The following is a 20,594-nucleotide window of genomic DNA, read 5'->3' as shown; positions in this document are numbered from 1 at the left end:
ATGAATTCTTATTTTTTATTCTTCATCAAGTATTTTTCTTCAAGCGCTGCCGCTTCGATCGGCCGGCTGAAATAGAAACCTTGCATGATGTGGCAGTCTTTTGAAAGCAGGAAAGCTAATTGTTCAGCTGTTTCCACGCCTTCTGCAACGACGTTCAAGTTCAAGTTTTTTGCCAGCGTAATGATGGTATTGGTGATCGCCGCATCCGCTGCATTTTCCGTTACGTCCATGATAAACGAACGGTCGATTTTCAACGTGTCCAGCGGAAATCCTTCAAATAGCCGAGGGACGAATAGCCTGTCCCAAAATCATCGATGGAAATTTTGACGCCGAGCTCTTTCAATTGCTTCATCTTCTCAATCGCCACTTTTGTATTCTTGACGATCTGGTTCTCGGTCAATTCGATGTGCAGGCAGCTTGGATCCAGCTTCAAATCCTCCAAAATCTCTTTGATCATCGGTACAAGATCCTCTTCTTCAAACTGGCGTCCCGACAAGTTAACGGACATCGTCAGTTGGCCGTAACCCTCATTCTTCCAGTGCTTCAGCTGTTTGCAGGCATTTTCCAATACCCATTTACCGATTGGAATGATCAAACCGGTCTCTTCTGCAAGCGGAATAAAATCGACCGGCGAAATCATGCCAAGTTTCGAATGATTCCATCTGAGAAGTGCTTCTGCTCCGGTGATGGTTTGAGTGCGCCCATCGATTTGCGGCTGATAGTAGATCGCCATTTCATCAAGGTCCAAAGCTTTATACAAAGAGTTCTCTATATAGATGCTCTCCAAGTTGCGATTGTTCATTTCGCTCTTGAAAAAGTGGAAATACGATCCGGACATCTCTTTCGATTTATACATGGCAGAATCCGCATTCTTTATCAGCTCTTCTGCCGTCTCCCCATCTTCCGGGTACACGCTGATGCCGATGCTTGCCTTGATATAGATTTCGTTTTCCTTCAATGAGAAAGGCGCAGTAAACGACTCGATGACTTGCTTTAAAATCGGGTAGATGTCTTTTTTAGCAGCCATTTCCGGCAAGATGATCATGAATTCATCTCCGCCTTGCCGTGACACAAGTGCACAGTCTGGGATATTGGTTCTTAAGCGCTTTGCGGTTTCCTTGAGCAACATATCGCCGTAGCTATGGCCAAGACTGTCGTTGATCATTTTGAAACGGTCCAAATCCAAGTACATGAGTGCCAGTTTTTTGCCGCTTTCTTCCGCTTCCGACAGCCATTTCTTCAACTGATCGTTCAATAAAACACGGTTCGGCAAATCGGTTAAACTGTCGTAATAGGCTAGATGCTTGATCTCTTCTTCCAGTTTCTGGCGTTCTGTAATGTCTTTAAATGTGACGACTTCCCCGATCCGCTTATCGCCTTCGTTGATTGAGGAAATCACATATTCCACAGCTAAATTGGATTGGTCCTTTTTAATGAATTGTTCGTTTTGAGTGGAATAGGAAGCGTCAGAAAGCGTCTTTTCATAATGGCCGAAAATCGCTGTGACTCGTTTTCCGATTAATTCTCCGGGCATGTAGCCAAGCATCGATTCGCTTGCCGGGTTGCAGAATGTGATATGGCCGTGAAGATCCAAACCGAAAATCCCTTCTCCGGCAGAATTCAAAATCAATTCTTTTTCGCGGCTCAAATTCCCCAATTCTCCAACTACCCGCTCCAATTCCAAATTCTTCAACGTGAGTTCAGATGTTCTCGTTTCAATAAGCATTTCCTGCTTTTCCATATAAATCAAATTGGACAAGGTAGCAGCTGTTGCATCTGCAATTGACTGGGCAAGCTGGATATCCGCTTCCCGAAAATACAATCGCTCAGCTTCTAATTCTACGATCGCCAAAGCCCCGAGCACTTTCCCCATTGAAACCAGGGGAATCATGAACATGCCTTTAATGCCGAAGTTCTGGCAAATTTCGTGGTTCGGCCGGTCATCTTCATGGACATTGGGGATAAGCAAGGGCTTTTTGGTCCGGACTACTTCCAGGAAAACAGGGTCACTCGAAGCATCCATTTTCGCTTTTTCATGCGTTTCCAGCCACTCTTCTTCTGTCCAATCGCTGTACTTGCTGAGATTTGCCGGCTTGATTTTCTCTTCGACGGACGGATCCAGCAAATGCACCCCGACATTTGAATTGTTCAGCACCGTGCCCACATAAGAAAAGCATTTATCCAACACTTCCGGCATCGTGGCGCACATCGACAATTCGCGCGTAAAATCCAGCAGCAGCTGTTTTTCATTTAACAAGTCTTCCTTGCGATTCATGTTTTTGGCGTTCCGAATGGCCACTCCCGCCATATTGACATACGCTTCCACAGACTGGATTTCCTCTTGCGTCAAATTCATCGGGATGCCGTAGTCAAATAAAAACACGAGGCCGTATAATTCCTCTTCATACATAATCGGAAGGCCCAAAAGCGATTTAATCTGGAAGCCAGCAACGGCCCGCGGATCCGGCCGGTTGTCGACAGATGTATCCGGTATGTAAATCGATTTCTTCGTTTCCACCACTTCTTTTGCCAAACGGTCATATTCCATATCCACCACGTGCATATCCAGCGTCATGCCGTTGATGTATTTCGGCTTTCCAACGAAGCCTCTAAAATCCCCGTTCTCTTCCGGCAAATAAATTCCGACAGAATCGCATTGGACGATTTCTTCTGAAATGGCCGTGACCACATGCTCCAGCAATTCGCGGAGCTCTAATTTGGTGTTGATCATCTTCGTTATATGTGCAAGCCGCGAATAACGCGTCTGTTCTCTCTGCATTGATTCATGCTCCAATCCATTAAACTGATCTGTCGTTTCTCTGCTGTAGTTTTTATCATTTCGTGTAAAAATCTTATAACATCCCGCTCATTTGTAACAGAGCAGATAAGCCTATACTACCATTAATAAGTGATTTTTTAGAAGTTAAAATCCCCTATTTTCTACAAAATACGACAAAAAACAGGCTGGAACTTCTGTTCCTAGCCTGTTTTCTCATTTATTTGCTATCGCTTCAAAGCTTATTAGTTGATCGCCGTTTGTCGGTTTTTCACCATATTGATAATTTGCTGACACGGTGATGTCCGTGAATCCGATTTTTTCAAGAACTGCCTTGAATTCTTCCACCCCGTACCAGCGGATCGGCATCCGTTCCAATTCACTTTCCACAAGTTTCCCGTCTCTCCATCGTTCGTAGCGGTTATGCGCGACAGAATATTGATGGATCCAGTCGATTTTCACTTTTCGATGCTCGACTGTCAGTACGTCGCCGTTCGGGCTTTCCCAAAACCGTTCGGAAACTTTGCCAAGCTCCATATCCGTTTCAAAAATCAAATCGACGATCAGCCGGCCGCCATCTTGTAAATGATCGTAAAAATTCTGCAGCGCCCGGATAGACGATTCCCGCTCATGAAGCAAGAGGAAAGTGCCCGTTGGAATAATGATGGCCTCATAGCGCGTATCCGTTTTGAACGTTTCCATCCGTTCAATCGAAAGTTTCGGCGCGAGCCCTCTCTCTGCGCAATTCCGTTTGCAATGCTCAAGCATTTCCGTTGAGATATCAAAACCTTCGACCTGAAATCCTTGTTCAAGCAATGGAATTAGAATCCTTCCCGTGCCCGTTGCCGGCTCCAGGATCTGCCCTTTGCATCCTTTTAACCGCTCTGTATAATATTCCACGTCTCCGAATGAGTGGCCAATCGGCTTATCCAAATCGTAGACTTCTGAAGATAAACTGCTGTAATATGCGAACATTGCTTTCCCCTCCTATTTCCTTAGTAAAGTAAGTTTAGCAGGAATTCAGGGAAAAAATTAGATATACTGAGACGTAACAGACTTATTTTTATCCATATGAAACTTCAACTACTGGAGGAGATTATCATTCATCTTGAGTTACTCGGTAAAAGGGTGAAAGAAGCCCGCTTAACAAAATCTTATACGCAGCAGGACTTAGCAGAATTATGCAATTTGACGAAAAGCCATATCTCCAAAATTGAAAATGGCCAAGCCTCTCCCGCGATTGCGACATTATCCAAAATCGCTCAAGTCCTGGAAGCCCCTCTTTCCTGGTTTTTAGAATCCAATTCAGAAAAGCAGTTGTCTATCGTAAAAAAATCCAGCCGTTCTTTAAAAATGGGAAATGCTGAAATCGGTTATATGTATGAAGCGTTAGCCAACCGTCCGCATTTCAGCAAAATCGAACCTGTAATCATTACCGTCCTGCCCGAAGCGGAACATGTCGAGCCTTTCACCCATATGGAAGATGAATTCATCTATGTACTATCTGGTTCTATTAAGCTTTCGTATAACGGCCAATTGCACGTTTTGGCTGAAGGCGACAGTGCTTATTTTGATGGGAGCGTTCCGCACATTTTCTTAAACGACGAAGAAGGGGAAGCCAAAGTACTAAGCGTCTTTATCTAAATAACCTCTCTGCTTTACCAGCCTTATTTTCTGGGCTGGCTTTTTATTTTCTCTTTTAGACCATCCATTTAGTTTTCCGAAAATAAAGTTTTTTAGTATTTACAAGCATTTGTTTTTAATGTAACCTTTGTATATTCATATTCAACTTAGTTGAATATGAATATACAAAGTAAGGGGTGGAACATATGTCTAGCAGAATTTCTGGCTTTTATAAGCTTTCTGTTGAAGAAAGACGGGATATTGTTACGAAAGAACGGGGATTAACGGAAAAGGAACTTTCCTACCTATCCGGGGAACAGGCGATGTCCATGGATTTAGCAGATGCCATGATTGAAAATGTAATCGGCCAAATTGCTATTCCAGTGGGAATTGCAGCAAACTTTAAAATAAATGGACAAGATAAATTCATTCCAATGGCTACAGAAGAGCCTTCTGTAGTAGCCGCAGCAAGCAATGCAGCCCGGGCAGCATACAGCGAAGGTGGTTTTTTCACATCGCTTAGCGGAACAATTATGCGTGGCCAGATTCAAGTGCTGAATATTGCCGATCCTTTTGCAGCCCGCGCGAAAATCTTTGAGCACAAACAAGAAATTCTTAATTTATGTAATGAAAAAGATCCAACATTGGTTTCATTTGGCGGCGGCGCCATCGATTTAGAAGTCCATATTATTCCTACAACTAATCACATGATGCTGGTTATCCACCTGATTGTGGATACAAAAGACGCCATGGGCGCAAATGCAGTCAACACGATGGCGGAATTTGTCGCACCGACAATCGAAAGCATTACGGGCGGAAGAGTCGTCTGCAAAATCATTTCAAATTTGGCAGATCGCCGCTTGGCAAGAGCCCGCGCTGTCTTCTCGGCTGAAGCTATGGGAGGGAAAGAAGTAGTGGAAAACATTGTAAGCGCTTTCGAGTTTGCGGATGCAGATCCATATCGTGCAGCTACTCATAACAAAGGTGTAATGAATGGCATTTCTGCCGTCGTACTTGCTTCCGGCAATGATACACGCGCCGTTGAAGCTGGTGCCCATGCATATGCTTCGGTCTCAGGACGCTACAAATCATTGACGAAATGGGAAATTGATAAAGATGGCAACCTTTCTGGATCAATCGAATTGCCAATGGCTGTCGGCATTATCGGTGGAGCGACTAAAACACATCCAGTTGCGCAAGCTGCATTGAAAATCATGGATATCTCTTCAGCCGAAGAATTAGCGGGCTGCATTGCAGCAGTCGGCCTTGCCGAAAATGCCGCAAGTCTTCGTGCCTTATCAGCTGAAGGAATTCAGCGCGGCCATATGTCGCTTCATGCAAGAAACTTAGCAGTCATGGCAGGAGCCGATACGGCTGACATCGACCGCATTGTCGCTCAAGCGGTCCAAGAAAAAGATTTACGATATGACCGTATCCTGGAGATTACGCAATCCATTCAAAGAGGTGAATAAGTTGGCACAGCCTGTAAAAGAAACTAAATCCTATTTAGAAATTTTAGGCGATACAATTAAGCCCAATCAGTTATTGTTTGCGATTATAATCAGCGTTGCCATTAGCCTCGGCGGATACAATCTTGGTCTCTGGCTATTGCCTTCGTTTGCCAGCGAAAGTATGGTGCCTTCCTATTCCCTATTAATTGGCATTGGCGGAAGTGTCCTCTCGCTTCTACTCTGTTCGGCACTGTTCAAGCCTAAACGGATTCTAGTGGAAGAAGAAACTTCTTCTGAAAGCATGCGGGAAGTTTTCGAAGACCTGCAGCTAAATCCCGAAGAGGAATGGGCGTTGATTGAAAATGATCCGATTACACGCAAGGAACTCGAAGAATTAGGCGTTCTGGAAAGCTTCCGAAGCATTGGAGGCGAATCGAAAAAATGAGCTTACTACTGACAGCTATGTTATTCGCCTTGCTTGGCGCAATCGTTTTTTCATTGATTGGCCTTATATCCGGTACAGACGAGACGGCCATCATGGTTCCACTTACCTTATTAGTCATCTTGCTCGGTGCTCCGCCGGCTGCCGTCTTTTCCTTTTTCATGGCAGCAGTTCTCGCTAAACATTTAACGCATGCTGTTCCAACAGCATTAATGGGAATTCCAGGGGATACGACAGCGGTTCCTTTGCTGGATCATGCCACGACGCTTCGAAGAATGGGAATGCCGCATATCGCCCTTCGCAAAATGATCTCTGGCGGGATTATCGGTGCTTTTATCGCATTGCCGACAGCAGTTCTGCTTGGCCAGTTTTTAGGTCAGTTTGCTGATTTCTTCAAGTCCTCTACCGGCATCATCTTTACATTAGCCGCTATTTTAATCGCTTATTTCTCTAAGGGGAAATGGGTCAGCGTATTGATGATCATTCCATTTGCGTTCTTTATCAAAAGTTTGGACTTATTAAGTTTTACCGTTTTAGATAAGCACTTATCAATCAGTTTCTTCCTGGGAATTGCAATCGGACCGATCTTTGCGGATCTTCTGTTCGCAACTTCTTCAAGCGCGAAAAAGTCGATCGAACGAGATCGGCCGAAAGAATACCATCTTGCGCCTGAAACAAAATCCTGGAAGGGCTATTTCCCGAATCCGTTTAAGATTTTGACAGGCAGACAGCAAATTTTCACTTCCATTACCACTTTCATTTCATCGCTGACTTTTGTGTTCAGTCCGGTCGGGATGACGGCGTTGATGGGTGAAATCGTCGGTTCACGGACGAAAGGCGCCTATAAAAAATCCACTACCAGCTTGACTGTTATGAACGGGGTGACGGAATCTACTTATATCGCTGAAGTCATCATTCCTTTGATTGCATTCGGTATCCCGCTAAGCCCTGTCGCATTGGGTCCAGGTTCGCCGTTATTCAATGCACCGCCGGTCTTTACGGTAGATCCGATCAATAACTTGCATACTTATTTGACTTCTTGGGACTTTTTCTTGTATGGAGCAATCGGATTGATCATCGCTTCGTTGATCGCTTATCCGTTCTCTATGAACTATGCACGAAAAGCTTCGGTCATCGTATTGAAGTTTGTCAGCCAAGAAGCAATCGTAGCCATGTTCATCGGTCTTGCTTGCCTTCTTGCCTTCCATGAAGCCCAGCTTGTCGGAATTGTTCTGACCTTCACTGTAGCTGCAGTCGGCGGTTTATTGAATCGCATACTCGGTATTGGTGCCGGGGTCCAGTTCATGGTGTTCTATGCCTCTTCTTGGATTATCTTGACTTTATTCGGAATTTAAAACAAAGGACTTGCAGCACCCGATTTCTTAGGCGGCGCAAGTCCTTTTCCTATTCGCTTATAATTTCCGGTGCTTTTTCAGCGCGAAAACATTTAACACGATGAACACAAGAGCGAAAATGCATAATGCCAACAAGTCGCGGCTAATGTCAGCCAGACCGAGCCCTTTGTACATCACACCCTTTAACGCATCCGCTGCGTAATAGATCGGCATGATCCGCCCGATTCCCTGGAGCCATTCCGCCATGCCTTCGACCGGAAAAATGCCGGCGAAGAAAATTTGCGGAATGACGATAATCGGGATGAATTGCACCATTTGGAACTCTGATGAAGCGAAAGAGGATAATAAGGTTCCGAGCGATAAAGCGACGAGTGCCAATAGCAGGTTGGTCAATATAACATGCCAGATAGACCCTACTAAAACAACATCCAGTACAACGACCGAAAAGCTGACGACAATAACCGTTTGGATAACAGCGAATAAGCCGAATCCCGCTAAATAAGCGGCTACCAGTTCCCACCTGCGGATGGGTGTCGCCATGAGCCGTTCAAGGGTTCCGGATGTCCGTTCTTTCAAAAGGCCGATTCCGGAGATCAGAAACACGAAGAAAAAGACGAAAAATCCGATCAGCACCGGGCTCAGGACATCGAAAAATTCAGTGTCTCCGCTGCCATAAATATAGTCGGTTTCCAAGGTCGGCGCATCCCCGCCAACTGCAGCATTTTGCATGAGAAGTGCCTGATTCACTTGTACCAAAATCGATCTCGCAACGGACGGATCGTCGTTCAATAAAATCAGTTTCAGCGCACCGTTTTCATCCGTCAATAACCCATCGAGCTCTGCCTCAATAACAGTTTGCGAATCTGCAGCTTCAACATATTCTATGTGAATGTCGCGCTCTTCCAGCAATGCGACCAGCCGCTTGTCGACATCGGCGATTCCAATTTCCGCTTCATTGCCATTCCCGTTAAAGAAGAAATACATCAGCGTCAGAACAATGAGAGGAGCAAAAAACAATAGCGCCAAGGTTCTTTTGTCGCGCAGCATCTGTTTGATGATGCGTTTTATAAGCGCTTGAACTCTCATGACTGCTCCCTCCCCGCCTGCAAGAATACTTCTTCCAATTGGTTGGCGCCGTATGCCGCTTTTAAATCGTCAGGGGAACCGTTTTTGATGAGTGCGCCGTTCCGGACCATTGCGACAATATCGCATTTCTCCGCTTCGTCCATTACGTGGGTCGTGATCAAGATGGTTTTTTGGTGTTCATTTTTCAGATGCATCAATTCATTCCAGATGGATAGCCTTAGTTCAGGATCGATGCCGACAGTCGGTTCGTCCAAAATCAAAATCTTCGGATCATGGACAAGAGCAATGGCGAGCGACAAGCGGCGCTTCATCCCGCCGGAATAAGCCGATACTTTCTTTTTCAACTCGCCTGTCAGTTTGACGAGTTCTGCGGCATAAGCGATCCGCTTTTTCATTTCTGTTTTCTTCATTGGATAAAGCGAAGCAAAAAAAGCCAGATTTTCATAACCCGTGAGTTCAAGATACAGCGCATCTGATTGAGCCATATAGCCAATGTCCTGCAGCAAGTCCAGATTCGGCATCTTTATGCCGAATACCTCTACATCTCCTTCATCTGCAGAATCAATGCCGACGATCAATTTGACGAGTGTCGTCTTTCCCGAACCTGATGGCCCTATCAACCCGTAAATCTGGCCTCGTTGAATTTGGAGATGAATGTCTCGCAGCACTTTCGTTTTTCCGTAGCTTTTGCTGACTCCTTTTACATCAATTTCAATGGACACCAGAAGCACCCCATTTCTAAAGATGAATGGTTTATGTACTTCCATTCTACTCTTTTCAGATTTTTCCGGTATCTTTTTTCAACTAAAAAACAACGGCTGTGTGAAAGCCGCTGTTTCTGTTTTATTTCTTATTCCATTCTTCGGCCAGTATTCCGTAGACGACATGGTCGACGTAATGGTCATATAGCCGTTCTGCCTGCCGGATAGTCCCTTCCTGCACATAGCCAAGGCGTTCCGGGATGCCGCGGCTTTTCGTATTTTCAACAGCAGCACGGATCTCCACTTTGTTAAGCTTCAATTCAGTAAATGCATAATCCGTCAATGCTTTTGCCGTCCGTGTCATGATGCCGTGCCCTTGGTAGTCTTTGCCGATCCAGTAGCCGATATAAGCGGTTTTATTCGCCGGGTTGATATTATTGAAACCCGCCACTCCGACAATTTCGCCTTTAAAGAGAATTGCGGTGTTTAAGCTCTTCCCTTCGATGAAATTGCTGCTGCCGGATTTAATGAAGTCTTGGGTATCCTTTAATTCCGTAGTGAAGTCCAGCCATGGCAGCCACGCTTTCAAATGTTCCCGTGAATTGTCGGTCAGTTCGAAAATTCGTTCCGCATCCCGCATTTCCACTACTTTCAACGATAAGTCTTCGTCAATCTTATGTATAAACATGGAAAATCTCTCCCCTTTTTGGATTATTCTATATCTTAGCATAATGCTTAGCTTGAAGGGGGAGATTTTTTATTTGCGTTCAGCCTATTTCACCCTATTTTCGTTTAAAGCCGCTTCAAAAGGGAAATCAAACATTGAATCCCAAAATACAAAAATGGAGGTTTTCACTATGGCACACGAACAACATGCAGAATTAATCAAGGCGCTGCACGACTGCGCCGCCGCTTGCAACCATTGCTTCGATGCTTGCTTGCAAGAAGACGACGTGAAAATGATGGCCCCTTGCATTCGGCTGGACCGGGAATGCGCAGATATCTGTGCATACTTAGAGCATGCGATTACCCGCAATTCGCCTTTCGTTGCTGAACTGGCGGCAGTATGCGCGACAATTTGCGAAGCATGCGGAACAGAATGCCAGAAACATGACCACGACCATTGCCAAAAATGTGCGGAAGCTTGCTTCGAATGCGCCGAAGCTTGCCGCAGTGTTGCCTAAGCATCCATTACAAAACCCCGAACCTGCAAAAGGTTCGGGGTTTTAGTTTATCTCAATAATTCAATCCGTTCCCGGTACTGATCAATCAACAGCTGGTTGTGCTTGTCAGCTCCGTCAACATTTCCGCTGAGGAAAATCGGGGGTTCAAAGCCGTTATCTGCCATCATCTGGATTGCTTCAGCGAAGATGGCATTCAAGATGACTGCACCGACAACCGTAGAAGTCGGCCCGAATGGAACTTTGACTTTGTTGTAGTTCAATACGGCATCGCCCACAACTGAATAATTATCAATGACAAGGTCCACCGAGTCGAATAAGTAATTTCCGCTCACATGGCGCGAGGTTTGGCTTTGCGAATATTCCTTGGAAGTGATCCCAATGACAAACGCCCCTTTTTTGCGAGCGGCTTCTGCTACATCCACCGGTACGGGATTACGCCCCGAAGTAGACAGGACGAAGACGATATCTTCCGGCCTGAAATCCTGATCCTCCAGAAACGTATCGGCAAATCCGTTTTTCCGTTCCAATTGCGAAGACCGGACAGCTCCTTCATGCAGCATGAGCGGTTCGACAAAAATCGGCTTAATCGGCACAAGGCCGCCCGCCCGGTAGAAAACTTCTTCGGTCAAAATATGCGAATGCCCACAGCCGAATAATTGGATGATGCCGCCTGCTTGAATGACATCCGCCACTTTCTGCGCGGCTTGCTTTAAGCGTTCGCTTTCATTTTTTTCGACTAGCTCGAGCCTTTCTTTTGCGCGTTCAAAATAAGCACTTAACATTTCACATCAGCTCCTCAACTTCTCCATTCAATCTTACACATTCGCATTCACTTGCGCCTCTTCTATCAACCGGACCATATTTGAAATCGCCACTTCAATAATCTGTTGCCCTTTTTCTTTTGTCGCGAGTTTCGCATCCCCGAGGACCGCCGTCTTCGTAAATTCTTCCCATGGAGTCGGCGTTACATCTGCCATCATCGGAATTGTCGGGATGTCGGTGATGGCTTTTGACATGTCCACATATTCATCCGCTAAATACAGCATGTACGAGGTTTCAATTTCGCACGCATGAAAATAGCTTGAATGCGAGGACGGTGTTTCCCGGACGCGTTCTGTCGCTTCTTTCACGCCAGGATAAAATAGATAAAGAACTTTCAAGCCCGGCACAGTTTCAGCCAGTTTCCTTGCCGCTTCTTTTAAAGCCACAGCATTTCCCAAATGTCCATTGATCATTGCGAACACTTGAAACCCTTGATGATGCAGGCTCGTGCCGATATCGACCAGCAGCCCAATCAAGGATTCGTTGCTGACATTGATGCTGCCGGGGAAATTCTTCAAGCTCCAAACTTGCCCGTAAGGCATCGTCGGCAAAACGAATGCACCCGTTCTTTCCGCCCACGCGCTGCCAGGCGTTCAGCCAAATAATTATCCGTACCCAGCGGCAAATGGGGGCCGTGGGCTTCGACTGCGCCAATCGGCAATATCGCGACTTTACTGGCTGCAATTTTTTCTTTCACTTCAAACGAATTTTCCTGTTGGAAATTCAAAGCCTTCCGCCTCCTACCGGTTAAATGTAAAACAGCGTGCAGGATTTTCAATAAAGAATTTTTTCACAAGCGCTTCTCCGTCGTAGCCTTGTTTGTTTGCGTCATCCACAAATCGCGGCACCCATTTCGCGATAATATACTCCAGGCCAAGCCCGTAATCGTAATGTTTATAATAGCTTTTCCGTGCCGTATCCCCGCTCACTAAAACTTGATTTTCATAGCCTTTTTTCACAAGCTCCAATATACAGGCAATCCGCGTACTTTCAGGCGCATATTTGATTTTCGCGATACCGTCAAAGCTGAGGTATGCGCCCGTGCTGGCAATTTGCTCATGGTAATAAGGGTCAGGGTTCCGGTCCATATGGCCAAAACTCATAAACGACAAGTCGACGCCTTCTGATTTCAGCAATTCAATCTGTTCAAGCCCCATCGTTCCAGCTTCTGTATGGGAATGCAAAGGCGCTTTTGTTTCCAGATGCGCCCTTGCAACAGCACGCAAGGTTTTTTCTTCAAGCGGCGTGATCCGATTATAGCCGGTGCCGAATTTCACTTGCCCCGCTTTATACGGCGTGCCTTCCAGTCCTTCCTCGACTTCCCTGATGACGAACTCCGTGAGTTCATTGATGCTTTTTGCTTCAATCCAGTCGTTATATGTCCGGTAATCGCCAAGGATCGGCTTTAAGCTGTTTTTGATAGACGCATCCCACAGAAAGCTTTTGTTGAATCCGGCAGTGCCCACAATATGGACATCCAGCTCCTCCGATATTTCTTTTACCGCTTCAACGTCCCGGCCGTAATCGATTGCGGTTGCATCGACGATTGAATGTCCTCCGTAGTTCTTGAAATCTGCTACATCCAGCTTGGACTTTTCTTTGTCATCCAATAGCAAATCATCGGCTTCCCGTTCTGCCCAGTAAGCCGGGCGGCAGACAATATGTTCATGGGAATAAGTAAAACCCAGTTCTTCCGGTGTGATATCGCCGCGAAGCGTACGGATAAAACTCATATTTCGCCCTCCATTCCCTCAATTCATGATTTTCCTATAATAGCAGTTGCGCCAGCAGTCGGATGATCGGCCCAAGGATGAACATATCCGAATCGGCTGCCCACATCGCTGTATCCGGAATCGTATCGGATAAAAGCATTTTCACGGTAATGTATTGCCCCCAAGCGACAACTGTTGCCGTGACGAAACCGCCCATGACCGCTCCTCTGACGCCACCTGTTAAGTTCCCGAAAACACCTGCAGTAGCAGAGTGGAAGAATAGCACGATCATCGTCGGCACAAAAATGTAGCCGACCGTATTTCCTAATACTACCAACCAAAGCAAAGCCCCTACGAACGATCCAAGGAATCCTAAAATGACCGCATTTGGTGCATATGGGAAAAGGATCGGGTTGTCCAGTGCCGGTCTTGCACCGGGTACGATTTTCGTCGCAATCCCTTTAAATGCCGGTACAATTTCACCGATAAACATCCGGACACCCGTCAATACGACCGCAATCCCGGCTGTGAACGTGAACGACTGGATAATGGCATAGACAATGAAGCTTTGATTGCCGGAACTTGCTACCAGTTCTGCAGCTCCTGGTGTATCTTTGAACGAAATGATAATGGCACCCGTCAAGAACAATAAGCCCATGGTAAGTGCCGTGATGACGTTTGAATCTCTTAAGAATTCAAGGCCTTTCGGCAGTTTGATCTTTTCTGAATCATTTTCTTTATTGCCCCAAAGCTTTCCGCCGAAAGCTGCAAGCAAACCGACGGATGCCGAAGTATGGCCAAGGGCGATATTGTCGTTGCCTACAATTTTCCGGACGAATGGTTGAACCAAAGCCGGCTGGACGGTCCAGTAAATCCCCATGATCACCGAAAGGAAAATGACCAGTTTAAAGAAAGAGACGTCCGGCGCAGCGTGAACCGCAATCCCTGCAAAAATCGTGGTTGTCCAGAACATCATATGCCCTGTCAAATAAATGTATTTCAGGCGAGTGAACCGGGCGAGCAAGACATTGATCAAGAAACCGAGGGTCATCGCCAGCGTGACCGCACTCCCGTATTCGGAGTTGAAAAGTTCTTGCCCCATGTACTCTCCCAAAGTTTCCCCGGATAAATTGAACACTTCTTTCCAAAGCGGCTCAAAGACGGTCAAAGCCCCGACGATAATATTCGCTCCGGCACTGATGATCAAAAAGCCGATGATGGCTTTAAAGGTCCCGCTCACTCGCTGGCTCGCCGTTTTCTTCTGCAGCAGCAACCCGATCAATACGATAATGCCTAGCAAAATGGCCGGTGTGCCAAACACGTTATTTGAAATCCAAAAAATAGCATCCATTCTCATTCATCCCCTTTATCTGATTAAAATAGAAGTGGCTCTCTTTTTATGCAGGTATGTTGTTTTCTATCGCTGCATTGATCTCGTCCATGTCAAAGTAATTATTGACGATAATCACTTTCGCTGGGTGGTCTTGCAGGCTTTCTGCCAGTTCGTTGCTGGTGATGATGTAATCTGCGCTCATGCTGGTCGCCGACGACAAATCAATGTGTTCCACGTCAGCCATGATGCCCTTTTCTCCCAAAGCTTGCTCGACGTTCATTCTTAAAATTAAACTCGTTCCTTGCCCCAATCCGCATACACATAAAATTTTCATTTTTAATTCCTCCCTAACACGATTTTAAGTTCTTCGTAGCTGTTAATATTTTTTAAGCGCTCAACTTTTTCCGGGTTGTTCAATAACATGACCAATTCCTTCATCACCAGTAAATGCTCATCACTCGTCGATGCCCCGAGAGCGAAGACCAAGGAAACGGGGTCGTTCGCTGCACTGCCAAAAACAACCGGGTCTTTTAGCCGGACAAAAGCGACCGATGCTTCTTTCACTCCATCTTCCGGCCTTGCATGCGGCAAAGCGATTTGCGGCGCGAGGACAAAATACGGACCGTTTTCCCTGTACGATTCGACCATCGCCTCCACATACCCCGATTCGACCAAATCACTTGCAACCAACAAGTCGCCTGCAGCTTTAATGGCAGCTTCCGGCGTTTCTGCAGGAATATCCAGCGCCACTAGTTTTTCTTCAAGGAATTTCATATCCATAACCCTTTCTGTGTAAGATCCAATCCATCATTGCGCATGCATCTGGATCAATTCATAGATTTTTTCGGCTGATTCTGCAGCGATAAGCTGGTCCTTCAACTTTTTATCGTTTAATATTTTTGTCAGTTCTCCGAGAGCTTTCAAATGGCTGTCACCATCTACCGCTGCAAGCACAATAAGCAATTTCACAGGATGGGTTCCTTTCTCCGAGAAAGAGATGCTGTTTTTCAGCTGCAGGAGACTCATACCCAACTCATTGACCCCGTCTTGCGGTCTTGCATGCGGAATCGCAATCAGCGGAGAAACAACTACGTACGGTCCGGTTTTATCCAGAACGTCAATCATGGCTTCGACATAATCGGTTTCGATGAAATGATTTTCAACGAGAGGAGCGGCTGCGATTTGAATGGCTTTTCGCCAATCCGATACACTTTCCAGCGTTTGGATGTGCTGAATCTTCAGCAAGCTGCTCAAATTCGGCTTTTCTTCCTTGCGGGAAGATGTCGGATTCTGATACAAGTACTCGCGCAATTCCCTTTGCAGGTTTTTCCGGTCTCGGATATCTGCATGGCTCTCAATGATCGATAACAAGGCTTCAACCGAATGCGCCTTCACCGGCTTTACGCCAATAAAGGCATTTACTTTTTTGAGCAGCTTCTCTTTTTCAATCTCTGTCAGAATGGGACTGACCACAAATACCGGCTTTCCTTTTTCTTCAAGCGGAATGGTCGAAATGACAAAATCCACTTCATAGGAATTGTTTTCAAAATCCCGCAGCGAAACACAATCGACGACGTCCACTGTTGAAAATAACCCTTCCAGCTGATGCTGGAGCAATCGGGATGTTCCAATTCCGTTGTTGCATACGAGCAAAACCGATTTCCGGCTGACCGGCTTTTTCCCCATCTTTTCCAGCCAGCCCCCGAAATGGATTGCGATTAACGCAATTTCTTCATCATTGACCTTTTTGCCGGTAATGTTCTGAAGATGATCGATTATTTTTTTGGTGATCCGGAATGTATCCGGATACTTTTCCTGGATGGAATTCGCTAAGTGGCTATCGACTTCTAATCCATACAGTACGCGGTAATAAGCGGACTTTATATGCAAGAAAAGGCCATTCTCGACTTCATCGCGATTTTCGAAGAAAATACAGGCATACCGTTGAAAATCCGAAACCATATGGGAAACGGTCTCCGCCAGCACTTTCATCAAATGCCGGCTGCTGTTTTCAAAAAGGCTGTCTGCGAATTGGATTCTTGAACTCAGCAAATGCTTCGTGATGTAGAAAACTTCATCTTCCGGAAATGCGATTTCAAACAGCTTTGATAACTTTTCTGCAATCCCTTGCGCTGCCCGGTATTCATTTGTCTTGCGCAATACCTCTTTTTCTATTGGATCCACCACAATTTTCTTGCCGCTTGTCAGCCTTTTGCCGAACAATAATAGCCTGAGCGTAAGGCTATGCAAGAAATCATCGGTGTAGCGGATGTTCAATTCTTTTTCGCTTTCTATCGCAATTTCTTTGATCGCTTTCATTTTCTCGAAAATGAACGGATCCATTTCTTCATGCTGTTCATTGAATAAAATCGGAAGTTGAAGCAGCAAGGATTGCCAGCTTTGCTTTGGCAATAATTGCTGGAGGTAGAAGACAATCACTTTTCGTTTGTCTTCTTCTTTTCCTTTGATCTGATAGCCTCCTGCTCTTTCAAACTGCAATTCCAATTCAAAGTTCTGCAATTCTTTCTTCAGCTCTTTCAGATCTTCAATCACCGTGTTGCGGCTGACCCTCACCTTTTCCATTAAATTCTCGAGATACAATGCTTCGCTCCTTGCCGTCAAATACAATGCCAGCCACGCTTTCCGCTCTTTAGGCGAGTACTCATAATGCCATTTCGGCATGTGGTTCAACCGTTCGGGGATTTCCTCAGCCGTTTCTTTCTTGAGATGGAAGCCGGCTGAACGGATATGTTCAATGCGCGGCAGTTTATTTTCTTCAAGCCATCCGTTGATTTTTTCGATATCGTAGTAGGCAGTGCGCTTGGAAATTTTAAACTTCTCCATTAATTCTTGAGGAGTGACATAACTCGGCGTTTGAGACAAGTATGCTAATATCGCCGTGCTTCGCTGATCCAAGGCCATGATTTTACCTCCTTCCTTAAGGTTTAATAACGATCCCGGGCTTTTTGTTCAGAATTATTAATTACTTCTATTTTAACTTCTTCATCCGTTTATGTAGAGACCAAATGTCGCCCTTTCCGTTTGTGCAAAATTGGACTGTAAGGATTTCTCATCGTTGGAAATTACCAGCGAAAAAAAAGCAGCAGACCCCTAACCTTTTTCAAAGGTTGGATCTGCTGCTTGGCTCTGTTGATTTTCTAAGGAGATTTTTTAAGCTCCTAAGCTTTCATTTTTCATTAGTTCATCGACAGTTTCGATGACACGTTCCTCGTCTGCTCCATCTGCAATGACTTTGATTTCTTTCCCTTTTGAAATCCCTAATGACATAACGCCCATAATCGATTTCATGTTCACTTGCTTGTCTTTGAACTCCAATTTAACGTCTGAAGCAAATGACGAAACACTTGCCACTAATTTTGCTGCAGGACGCGCGTGTAATCCTTCATCGCTTGTAATCGTGTAACTTTTTTCAATCATTTTCTAATCTCCTCTTTATCGTTTAATGTCGGTGATGAATTTATAGCGATCTGCCCGGTAAATGCTTCGCACCAGTTCGAATGGTATTCCGTCCCCTAAATAGCTGAGGCGCTCAATACACAGCACCGGGGAAGACAAGCTGATTTTCAAAAGCTCCGCATCTTTTTTTCACCAAAGCGGCTTCCATTCGCTGGGAAGCATGGCTGATCCTTAACTGCTGCTCTTCTATTATAGAATAAAGTGAACCTTTTAGCGCTTCTTCCGTCAAATGCGGGAAAAGTTTTACGGGCAAAAATGTCCGTTCGATGGCCATCGGCTTGTCATCTGCATAGCGGATCCGCTTGACTGAAAATACTTTTTCCCCACTCTGGAGCTCAAGTTCTCCGGCAATATCCGCTTCCGGATCGATTTCCCTGAACTCGATAAGTTGGTTGCTCGGAGTCATGCCGCGGGCTTTCATGTCTTCTGTGAAGCTCGTAAGCCCGTTCAGCGGTTGTTCCACTTTCGGGATGGCCACAAAGGTGCCGCGGCCCTTTTCACGGTAGAGCAGGCCGTCATTGACTAGATTCGTGACGGCTTGACGCAAAGTCATACGGCTGACACCGAAGCTTTCCGTCAACTCCCGTTCTGACGGGATTGCGGTGCCGGCTTCGAATTCTCCGGCCTTAATACGCGCCCTCAACTGTTCTTCGATTTGAATGTAGATTGGAATAGGGGATTGCTTGTCGAGCAATTCGTTCACAGCCCTTCTGCCTCAACCAACTGATAGGCTTCGCGATCTGCAATTAACGTAACATCCGCATGCTTCCATAAAAATGAAGCCGGAAAATCTTCGCTGATGTTTTTGTCCAATAAGGTTTTCACCGCTTGGGCTTTTTCTCACCGGAAGCGAGCAGCAGGATCTTCTTGCTTTTTAAAATCGAAGCGATGCCCATCGTGATTGCATGGGTCGGTACATCTTCGGGCGATTCGAAAAAGCGCGCATTGTTCTTGCGGGTCGACTCATCCAGTTCGATGATATGCGTCCGGCTTTCTTCAGCCGTTCCGGGCTCATTGAAACCGATGTGTCCGTTTGTCCCCATCCCAAGAACCTGCAAGTCAATCGGCCCAATCCGTTCAATCAATGCTTCATAGCGCAAGCATTCCTCTTCAACGGAATGCGCCTGGCCGTTCGGGATATACGTATGGCTCATCGGGATGTCCAAATGCTTGAATAAGTTTTCAATCATGAAAATCCGGTAGCTGTTCGGATGATTTTTGTTCAGCCCTCTGTATTCATCCAGGTTGAAGGTTTGGGCATGTTCATAGGAAATGCCCCGCTGCTGATGGCCTTCAATCATTCGCTCGTACAGCCCGAGCGGTGTCGAACCTGTCGCAAGCCCCAATACCGCATGCGGATTTTCAGCAATTTGCTGTTCCAGGATTTCTGCAGCGCGCCTGCTCATTTCTGCGTAATTTTCAACTACGATTGTGTTCATTACAATTCCTCCTTTGCAAAAGCGATAGTCCCCCTGCAAATTGTCATGTGCACGTTCAACTCATCATCTAAAATGACGAGATCCGCATCTCTTCCGGCTTCGATTTTCCCTTTTTGCGTTAGCCCCAACTCTTTTGCGGCATTTGCAGAAGTCATCGCCACCAGATCCGAAATGCTGCAATTCGTCACGGAACGCACATTGCGCACAGCTGTGTCCATCGTCAAGATGCTTCCAGCCAAAGCGCCGCTCTCAAGACGCGCCCCGGTTTCAGTTACGTGGACGTCTTGTCCAGCCAAGTCATAGACGCCATTCGGCAAGCCTTTTGCCCGCATCGCATCAGTGATCAATACGAGCCGGTCCGCCCCTTTCAGCCGATAAGCCATTTCAACTGATTTCGGATGGCTGTGAATAAAATCTGCGATCAGTTCCACTGTCAATTTTTCTTCTAGTAAAGCTGTTCCGACAACACCGGGGTCGCGGTGGTGAAACGCACTCATCTGATTATACAAATGGGTGATATGGCTCGCGCCTGCACCAATCGCTTGCTGCATTTCCTCATAGCTCGCATCTGAATGGCCCATCGAGGCAATGATGCCAGCTGATTTCAACTGTTTGACAAAAGCGAAGCCGCCTTCGATTTCCGGCGCCATTGTAATCATTTTGATGCGTTTTCCGCTGAGCACTTGCCATTTATTGAAAAGCGAAGCGGATGGCAGCGTGATGAATTCAGCAGGCTGCGCGCCTGGCTGCTTCGGCGAAATGAACGGCCCTTCCAAATGGACGCCGAGCATTTCTGCCTGCTTTTCCTCCGCTTCAAACTTGCTGATATTTTCCAACGCTTTTGAAATGGCTTCGTCCGATTGTGTCATTGTCGTCGCCAGAAAACTCGTCGTCCCTTCTTTTGGCAACGATGCCGCAAGCCCGTTGATCGCGTCCGGCGTTGCATCCATGACATCATGCCCGGCAGATCCGTGAATGTGTACGTCGATAAATCCGGGAGCCACTGTCCAATTCTTTCCGCTGCCATCGATTTCGATATCGGCAGGACGCGCTATCTCAAGCGCCATTTCCGTGATTTCTTGTCCTTCTATAAAAATGTCGCCCATAAAGCTTTCATTTACGGCATCGGCAATCCATACATGCGAAATTTTCATGGTCTTCTTCATTTTTATCCGCTCCTTATGAAAAACCAG

The 20,594-nt window shown here is 46.0% G+C and carries 17 protein-coding genes and 4 pseudogenes; 5 read left to right on the top strand and 16 right to left on the bottom strand.

The window, feature by feature from the left end:
- Positions 1–8: 8 nt before the first annotated feature.
- Both L0M13_RS03255 and L0M13_RS03250 read right to left on the bottom strand, forming a co-directional pair.
- Positions 9–2,779, bottom strand: a pseudogene (locus L0M13_RS03255) (EAL domain-containing protein).
- 213 nt (positions 2,780–2,992) lie between these two features.
- The gene (locus tag L0M13_RS03250) at positions 2,993–3,751 is read right to left on the bottom strand and encodes a class I SAM-dependent methyltransferase (protein WP_235198273.1); all 759 of its coding nucleotides are present in this window, start codon (positions 3,749–3,751) and stop codon (positions 2,993–2,995) included.
- Positions 3,752–3,847: 96 nt separating this feature from the next.
- Between L0M13_RS03250 and L0M13_RS03245 the strand changes: the two genes are divergently transcribed.
- From L0M13_RS03245 to L0M13_RS03230, 4 genes are all read left to right on the top strand, one after another.
- On the top strand, positions 3,848–4,420 hold the full coding sequence (locus L0M13_RS03245) for a helix-turn-helix domain-containing protein (protein WP_260107724.1): 573 nt from the start codon (positions 3,848–3,850) through the stop codon (positions 4,418–4,420).
- 185 nt (positions 4,421–4,605) lie between these two features.
- Positions 4,606–5,871, top strand: coding sequence for a hydroxymethylglutaryl-CoA reductase, degradative (locus tag L0M13_RS03240; protein ID WP_235198272.1), 1,266 nt, complete (start codon positions 4,606–4,608; stop codon positions 5,869–5,871).
- A gap of 1 nt (position 5,872) precedes the next feature.
- Complete coding sequence (locus L0M13_RS03235; protein ID WP_235198271.1) at positions 5,873–6,295, top strand: hypothetical protein; 423 nt, start codon at positions 5,873–5,875, stop codon at positions 6,293–6,295.
- Entirely contained in the window at positions 6,292–7,647 is a 1,356-nt protein-coding gene (locus tag L0M13_RS03230) for a tripartite tricarboxylate transporter permease (RefSeq protein WP_235198270.1), read from the top strand. The genes L0M13_RS03235 and L0M13_RS03230 overlap by 4 nt, the downstream gene beginning before the upstream one ends.
- 57 nt (positions 7,648–7,704) lie before the next feature.
- Here the strand turns inward: L0M13_RS03230 and L0M13_RS03225 are convergent, their stop codons facing one another.
- The 3 genes from L0M13_RS03225 to L0M13_RS03215 form a co-directional block, all read right to left on the bottom strand.
- Positions 7,705–8,733 carry an ABC transporter permease gene (locus tag L0M13_RS03225; RefSeq protein WP_235198267.1) on the bottom strand — a complete coding sequence of 343 codons (1,029 nt, stop codon included), beginning with the start codon at positions 8,731–8,733 and terminating at the stop codon, positions 7,705–7,707.
- Positions 8,730–9,455, bottom strand: coding sequence for an ABC transporter ATP-binding protein (locus tag L0M13_RS03220; RefSeq protein WP_235198266.1), 726 nt, complete (start codon positions 9,453–9,455; stop codon positions 8,730–8,732). Before L0M13_RS03220 ends, L0M13_RS03225 begins: the two co-directional genes overlap by 4 nt.
- Before the next feature lie 121 nt (positions 9,456–9,576).
- Positions 9,577–10,122 (bottom strand): GNAT family N-acetyltransferase, encoded by a 546-nt coding sequence (locus tag L0M13_RS03215; protein ID WP_235198265.1) that lies wholly within the window; start codon positions 10,120–10,122, stop codon positions 9,577–9,579.
- A 169-nt stretch (positions 10,123–10,291) separates the two neighbouring features.
- On the opposite strand from L0M13_RS03215, the gene L0M13_RS03210 reads away from it, so the two are divergent.
- A complete protein-coding gene (locus L0M13_RS03210) occupies positions 10,292–10,618 on the top strand; it encodes a four-helix bundle copper-binding protein (RefSeq protein ID WP_235198263.1) in 327 nt (108 codons plus the stop codon).
- 47 nt (positions 10,619–10,665) lie between these two features.
- Here L0M13_RS03210 and L0M13_RS03205 read toward each other — a convergent pair whose 3' ends face one another.
- The 11 genes and pseudogenes from L0M13_RS03205 to nagA all read right to left on the bottom strand — a co-directional run bounded on the left by L0M13_RS03205 (position 10,666) and on the right by nagA (position 20,567).
- Positions 10,666–11,400 carry an SIS domain-containing protein gene (locus tag L0M13_RS03205; protein WP_235198262.1) on the bottom strand — a complete coding sequence of 245 codons (735 nt, stop codon included), beginning with the start codon at positions 11,398–11,400 and terminating at the stop codon, positions 10,666–10,668.
- Positions 11,401–11,433: 33 nt separating this feature from the next.
- A pseudogene (locus tag L0M13_RS03200) lies at positions 11,434–12,167 on the bottom strand (creatininase family protein).
- Positions 12,168–12,180: 13 nt separating this feature from the next.
- Positions 12,181–13,173 (bottom strand): phosphotriesterase family protein, encoded by a 993-nt coding sequence (locus tag L0M13_RS03195; protein ID WP_235198261.1) that lies wholly within the window; start codon positions 13,171–13,173, stop codon positions 12,181–12,183.
- 34 nt (positions 13,174–13,207) lie between these two features.
- Complete coding sequence (locus L0M13_RS03190) at positions 13,208–14,503, bottom strand: PTS ascorbate transporter subunit IIC (RefSeq protein WP_235198260.1); 1,296 nt, start codon at positions 14,501–14,503, stop codon at positions 13,208–13,210.
- 46 nt (positions 14,504–14,549) lie between these two features.
- The gene (locus L0M13_RS03185; RefSeq protein ID WP_235198259.1) at positions 14,550–14,819 is read right to left on the bottom strand and encodes a PTS sugar transporter subunit IIB; all 270 of its coding nucleotides are present in this window, start codon (positions 14,817–14,819) and stop codon (positions 14,550–14,552) included.
- Positions 14,820–14,821: 2 nt separating this feature from the next.
- Complete coding sequence (locus L0M13_RS03180) at positions 14,822–15,259, bottom strand: PTS sugar transporter subunit IIA (protein ID WP_235198258.1); 438 nt, start codon at positions 15,257–15,259, stop codon at positions 14,822–14,824.
- A 33-nt stretch (positions 15,260–15,292) separates the two neighbouring features.
- Positions 15,293–17,407, bottom strand: coding sequence for a BglG family transcription antiterminator (locus L0M13_RS03175; RefSeq protein ID WP_235198257.1), 2,115 nt, complete (start codon positions 17,405–17,407; stop codon positions 15,293–15,295).
- 249 nt (positions 17,408–17,656) lie between these two features.
- On the bottom strand, positions 17,657–17,923 hold the full coding sequence (locus tag L0M13_RS03170; RefSeq protein ID WP_311195619.1) for a phosphocarrier protein HPr: 267 nt from the start codon (positions 17,921–17,923) through the stop codon (positions 17,657–17,659).
- Positions 17,924–17,938: 15 nt separating this feature from the next.
- A pseudogene (locus tag L0M13_RS03165) lies at positions 17,939–18,656 on the bottom strand (GntR family transcriptional regulator).
- A 5-nt stretch (positions 18,657–18,661) separates the two neighbouring features.
- Positions 18,662–19,401 (bottom strand): annotated as a pseudogene (nagB, locus tag L0M13_RS03160) (glucosamine-6-phosphate deaminase).
- Positions 19,401–20,567, bottom strand: coding sequence for an N-acetylglucosamine-6-phosphate deacetylase (gene nagA / locus L0M13_RS03155; RefSeq protein WP_235198256.1), 1,167 nt, complete (start codon positions 20,565–20,567; stop codon positions 19,401–19,403). The pseudogene nagB and the gene nagA overlap by 1 nt, the downstream one beginning before the upstream one ends.
- Between the last annotated feature and the right edge of the window lie 27 nt (positions 20,568–20,594).

Source organism: Planococcus sp. 107-1 (genome assembly GCF_021513255.1).
In the GTDB taxonomy this organism is placed as follows: Bacteria; Bacillota; Bacilli; order Bacillales_A; family Planococcaceae; genus Planococcus.
This window is presented reverse-complemented; position numbering and strand designations above follow the sequence as displayed.

What these genes read in the sequence shown, in the direction of transcription:
- L0M13_RS03245 (WP_260107724.1), top strand. Translation starts at nt 3,848, where the DNA reads ATGAAACTTCAACTACTGGAGGAGATTATCATTCATCTTGAGTTACTC.
- L0M13_RS03215 (WP_235198265.1), bottom strand. Translation starts at nt 10,122, where the DNA reads ATGTTTATACATAAGATTGACGAAGACTTATCGTTGAAAGTAGTGGAA.
- L0M13_RS03210 (WP_235198263.1), top strand. Translation starts at nt 10,292, where the DNA reads ATGGCACACGAACAACATGCAGAATTAATCAAGGCGCTGCACGACTGC.
- L0M13_RS03225 (WP_235198267.1), bottom strand. Translation starts at nt 8,733, where the DNA reads ATGAGAGTTCAAGCGCTTATAAAACGCATCATCAAACAGATGCTGCGC.
- L0M13_RS03205 (WP_235198262.1), bottom strand. Translation starts at nt 11,400, where the DNA reads ATGTTAAGTGCTTATTTTGAACGCGCAAAAGAAAGGCTCGAGCTAGTC.
- L0M13_RS03190 (WP_235198260.1), bottom strand. Translation starts at nt 14,503, where the DNA reads ATGGATGCTATTTTTTGGATTTCAAATAACGTGTTTGGCACACCGGCC.
- L0M13_RS03175 (WP_235198257.1), bottom strand. Translation starts at nt 17,407, where the DNA reads ATGGCCTTGGATCAGCGAAGCACGGCGATATTAGCATACTTGTCTCAA.
- nagA (WP_235198256.1), bottom strand. Translation starts at nt 20,567, where the DNA reads ATGAAGAAGACCATGAAAATTTCGCATGTATGGATTGCCGATGCCGTA.
- L0M13_RS03240 (WP_235198272.1), top strand. Translation starts at nt 4,606, where the DNA reads ATGTCTAGCAGAATTTCTGGCTTTTATAAGCTTTCTGTTGAAGAAAGA.
- L0M13_RS03170 (WP_311195619.1), bottom strand. Translation starts at nt 17,923, where the DNA reads ATGATTGAAAAAAGTTACACGATTACAAGCGATGAAGGATTACACGCG.
- L0M13_RS03195 (WP_235198261.1), bottom strand. Translation starts at nt 13,173, where the DNA reads ATGAGTTTTATCCGTACGCTTCGCGGCGATATCACACCGGAAGAACTG.
- L0M13_RS03185 (WP_235198259.1), bottom strand. Translation starts at nt 14,819, where the DNA reads ATGAAAATTTTATGTGTATGCGGATTGGGGCAAGGAACGAGTTTAATT.
- L0M13_RS03230 (WP_235198270.1), top strand. Translation starts at nt 6,292, where the DNA reads ATGAGCTTACTACTGACAGCTATGTTATTCGCCTTGCTTGGCGCAATC.
- L0M13_RS03180 (WP_235198258.1), bottom strand. Translation starts at nt 15,259, where the DNA reads ATGAAATTCCTTGAAGAAAAACTAGTGGCGCTGGATATTCCTGCAGAA.
- L0M13_RS03250 (WP_235198273.1), bottom strand. Translation starts at nt 3,751, where the DNA reads ATGTTCGCATATTACAGCAGTTTATCTTCAGAAGTCTACGATTTGGAT.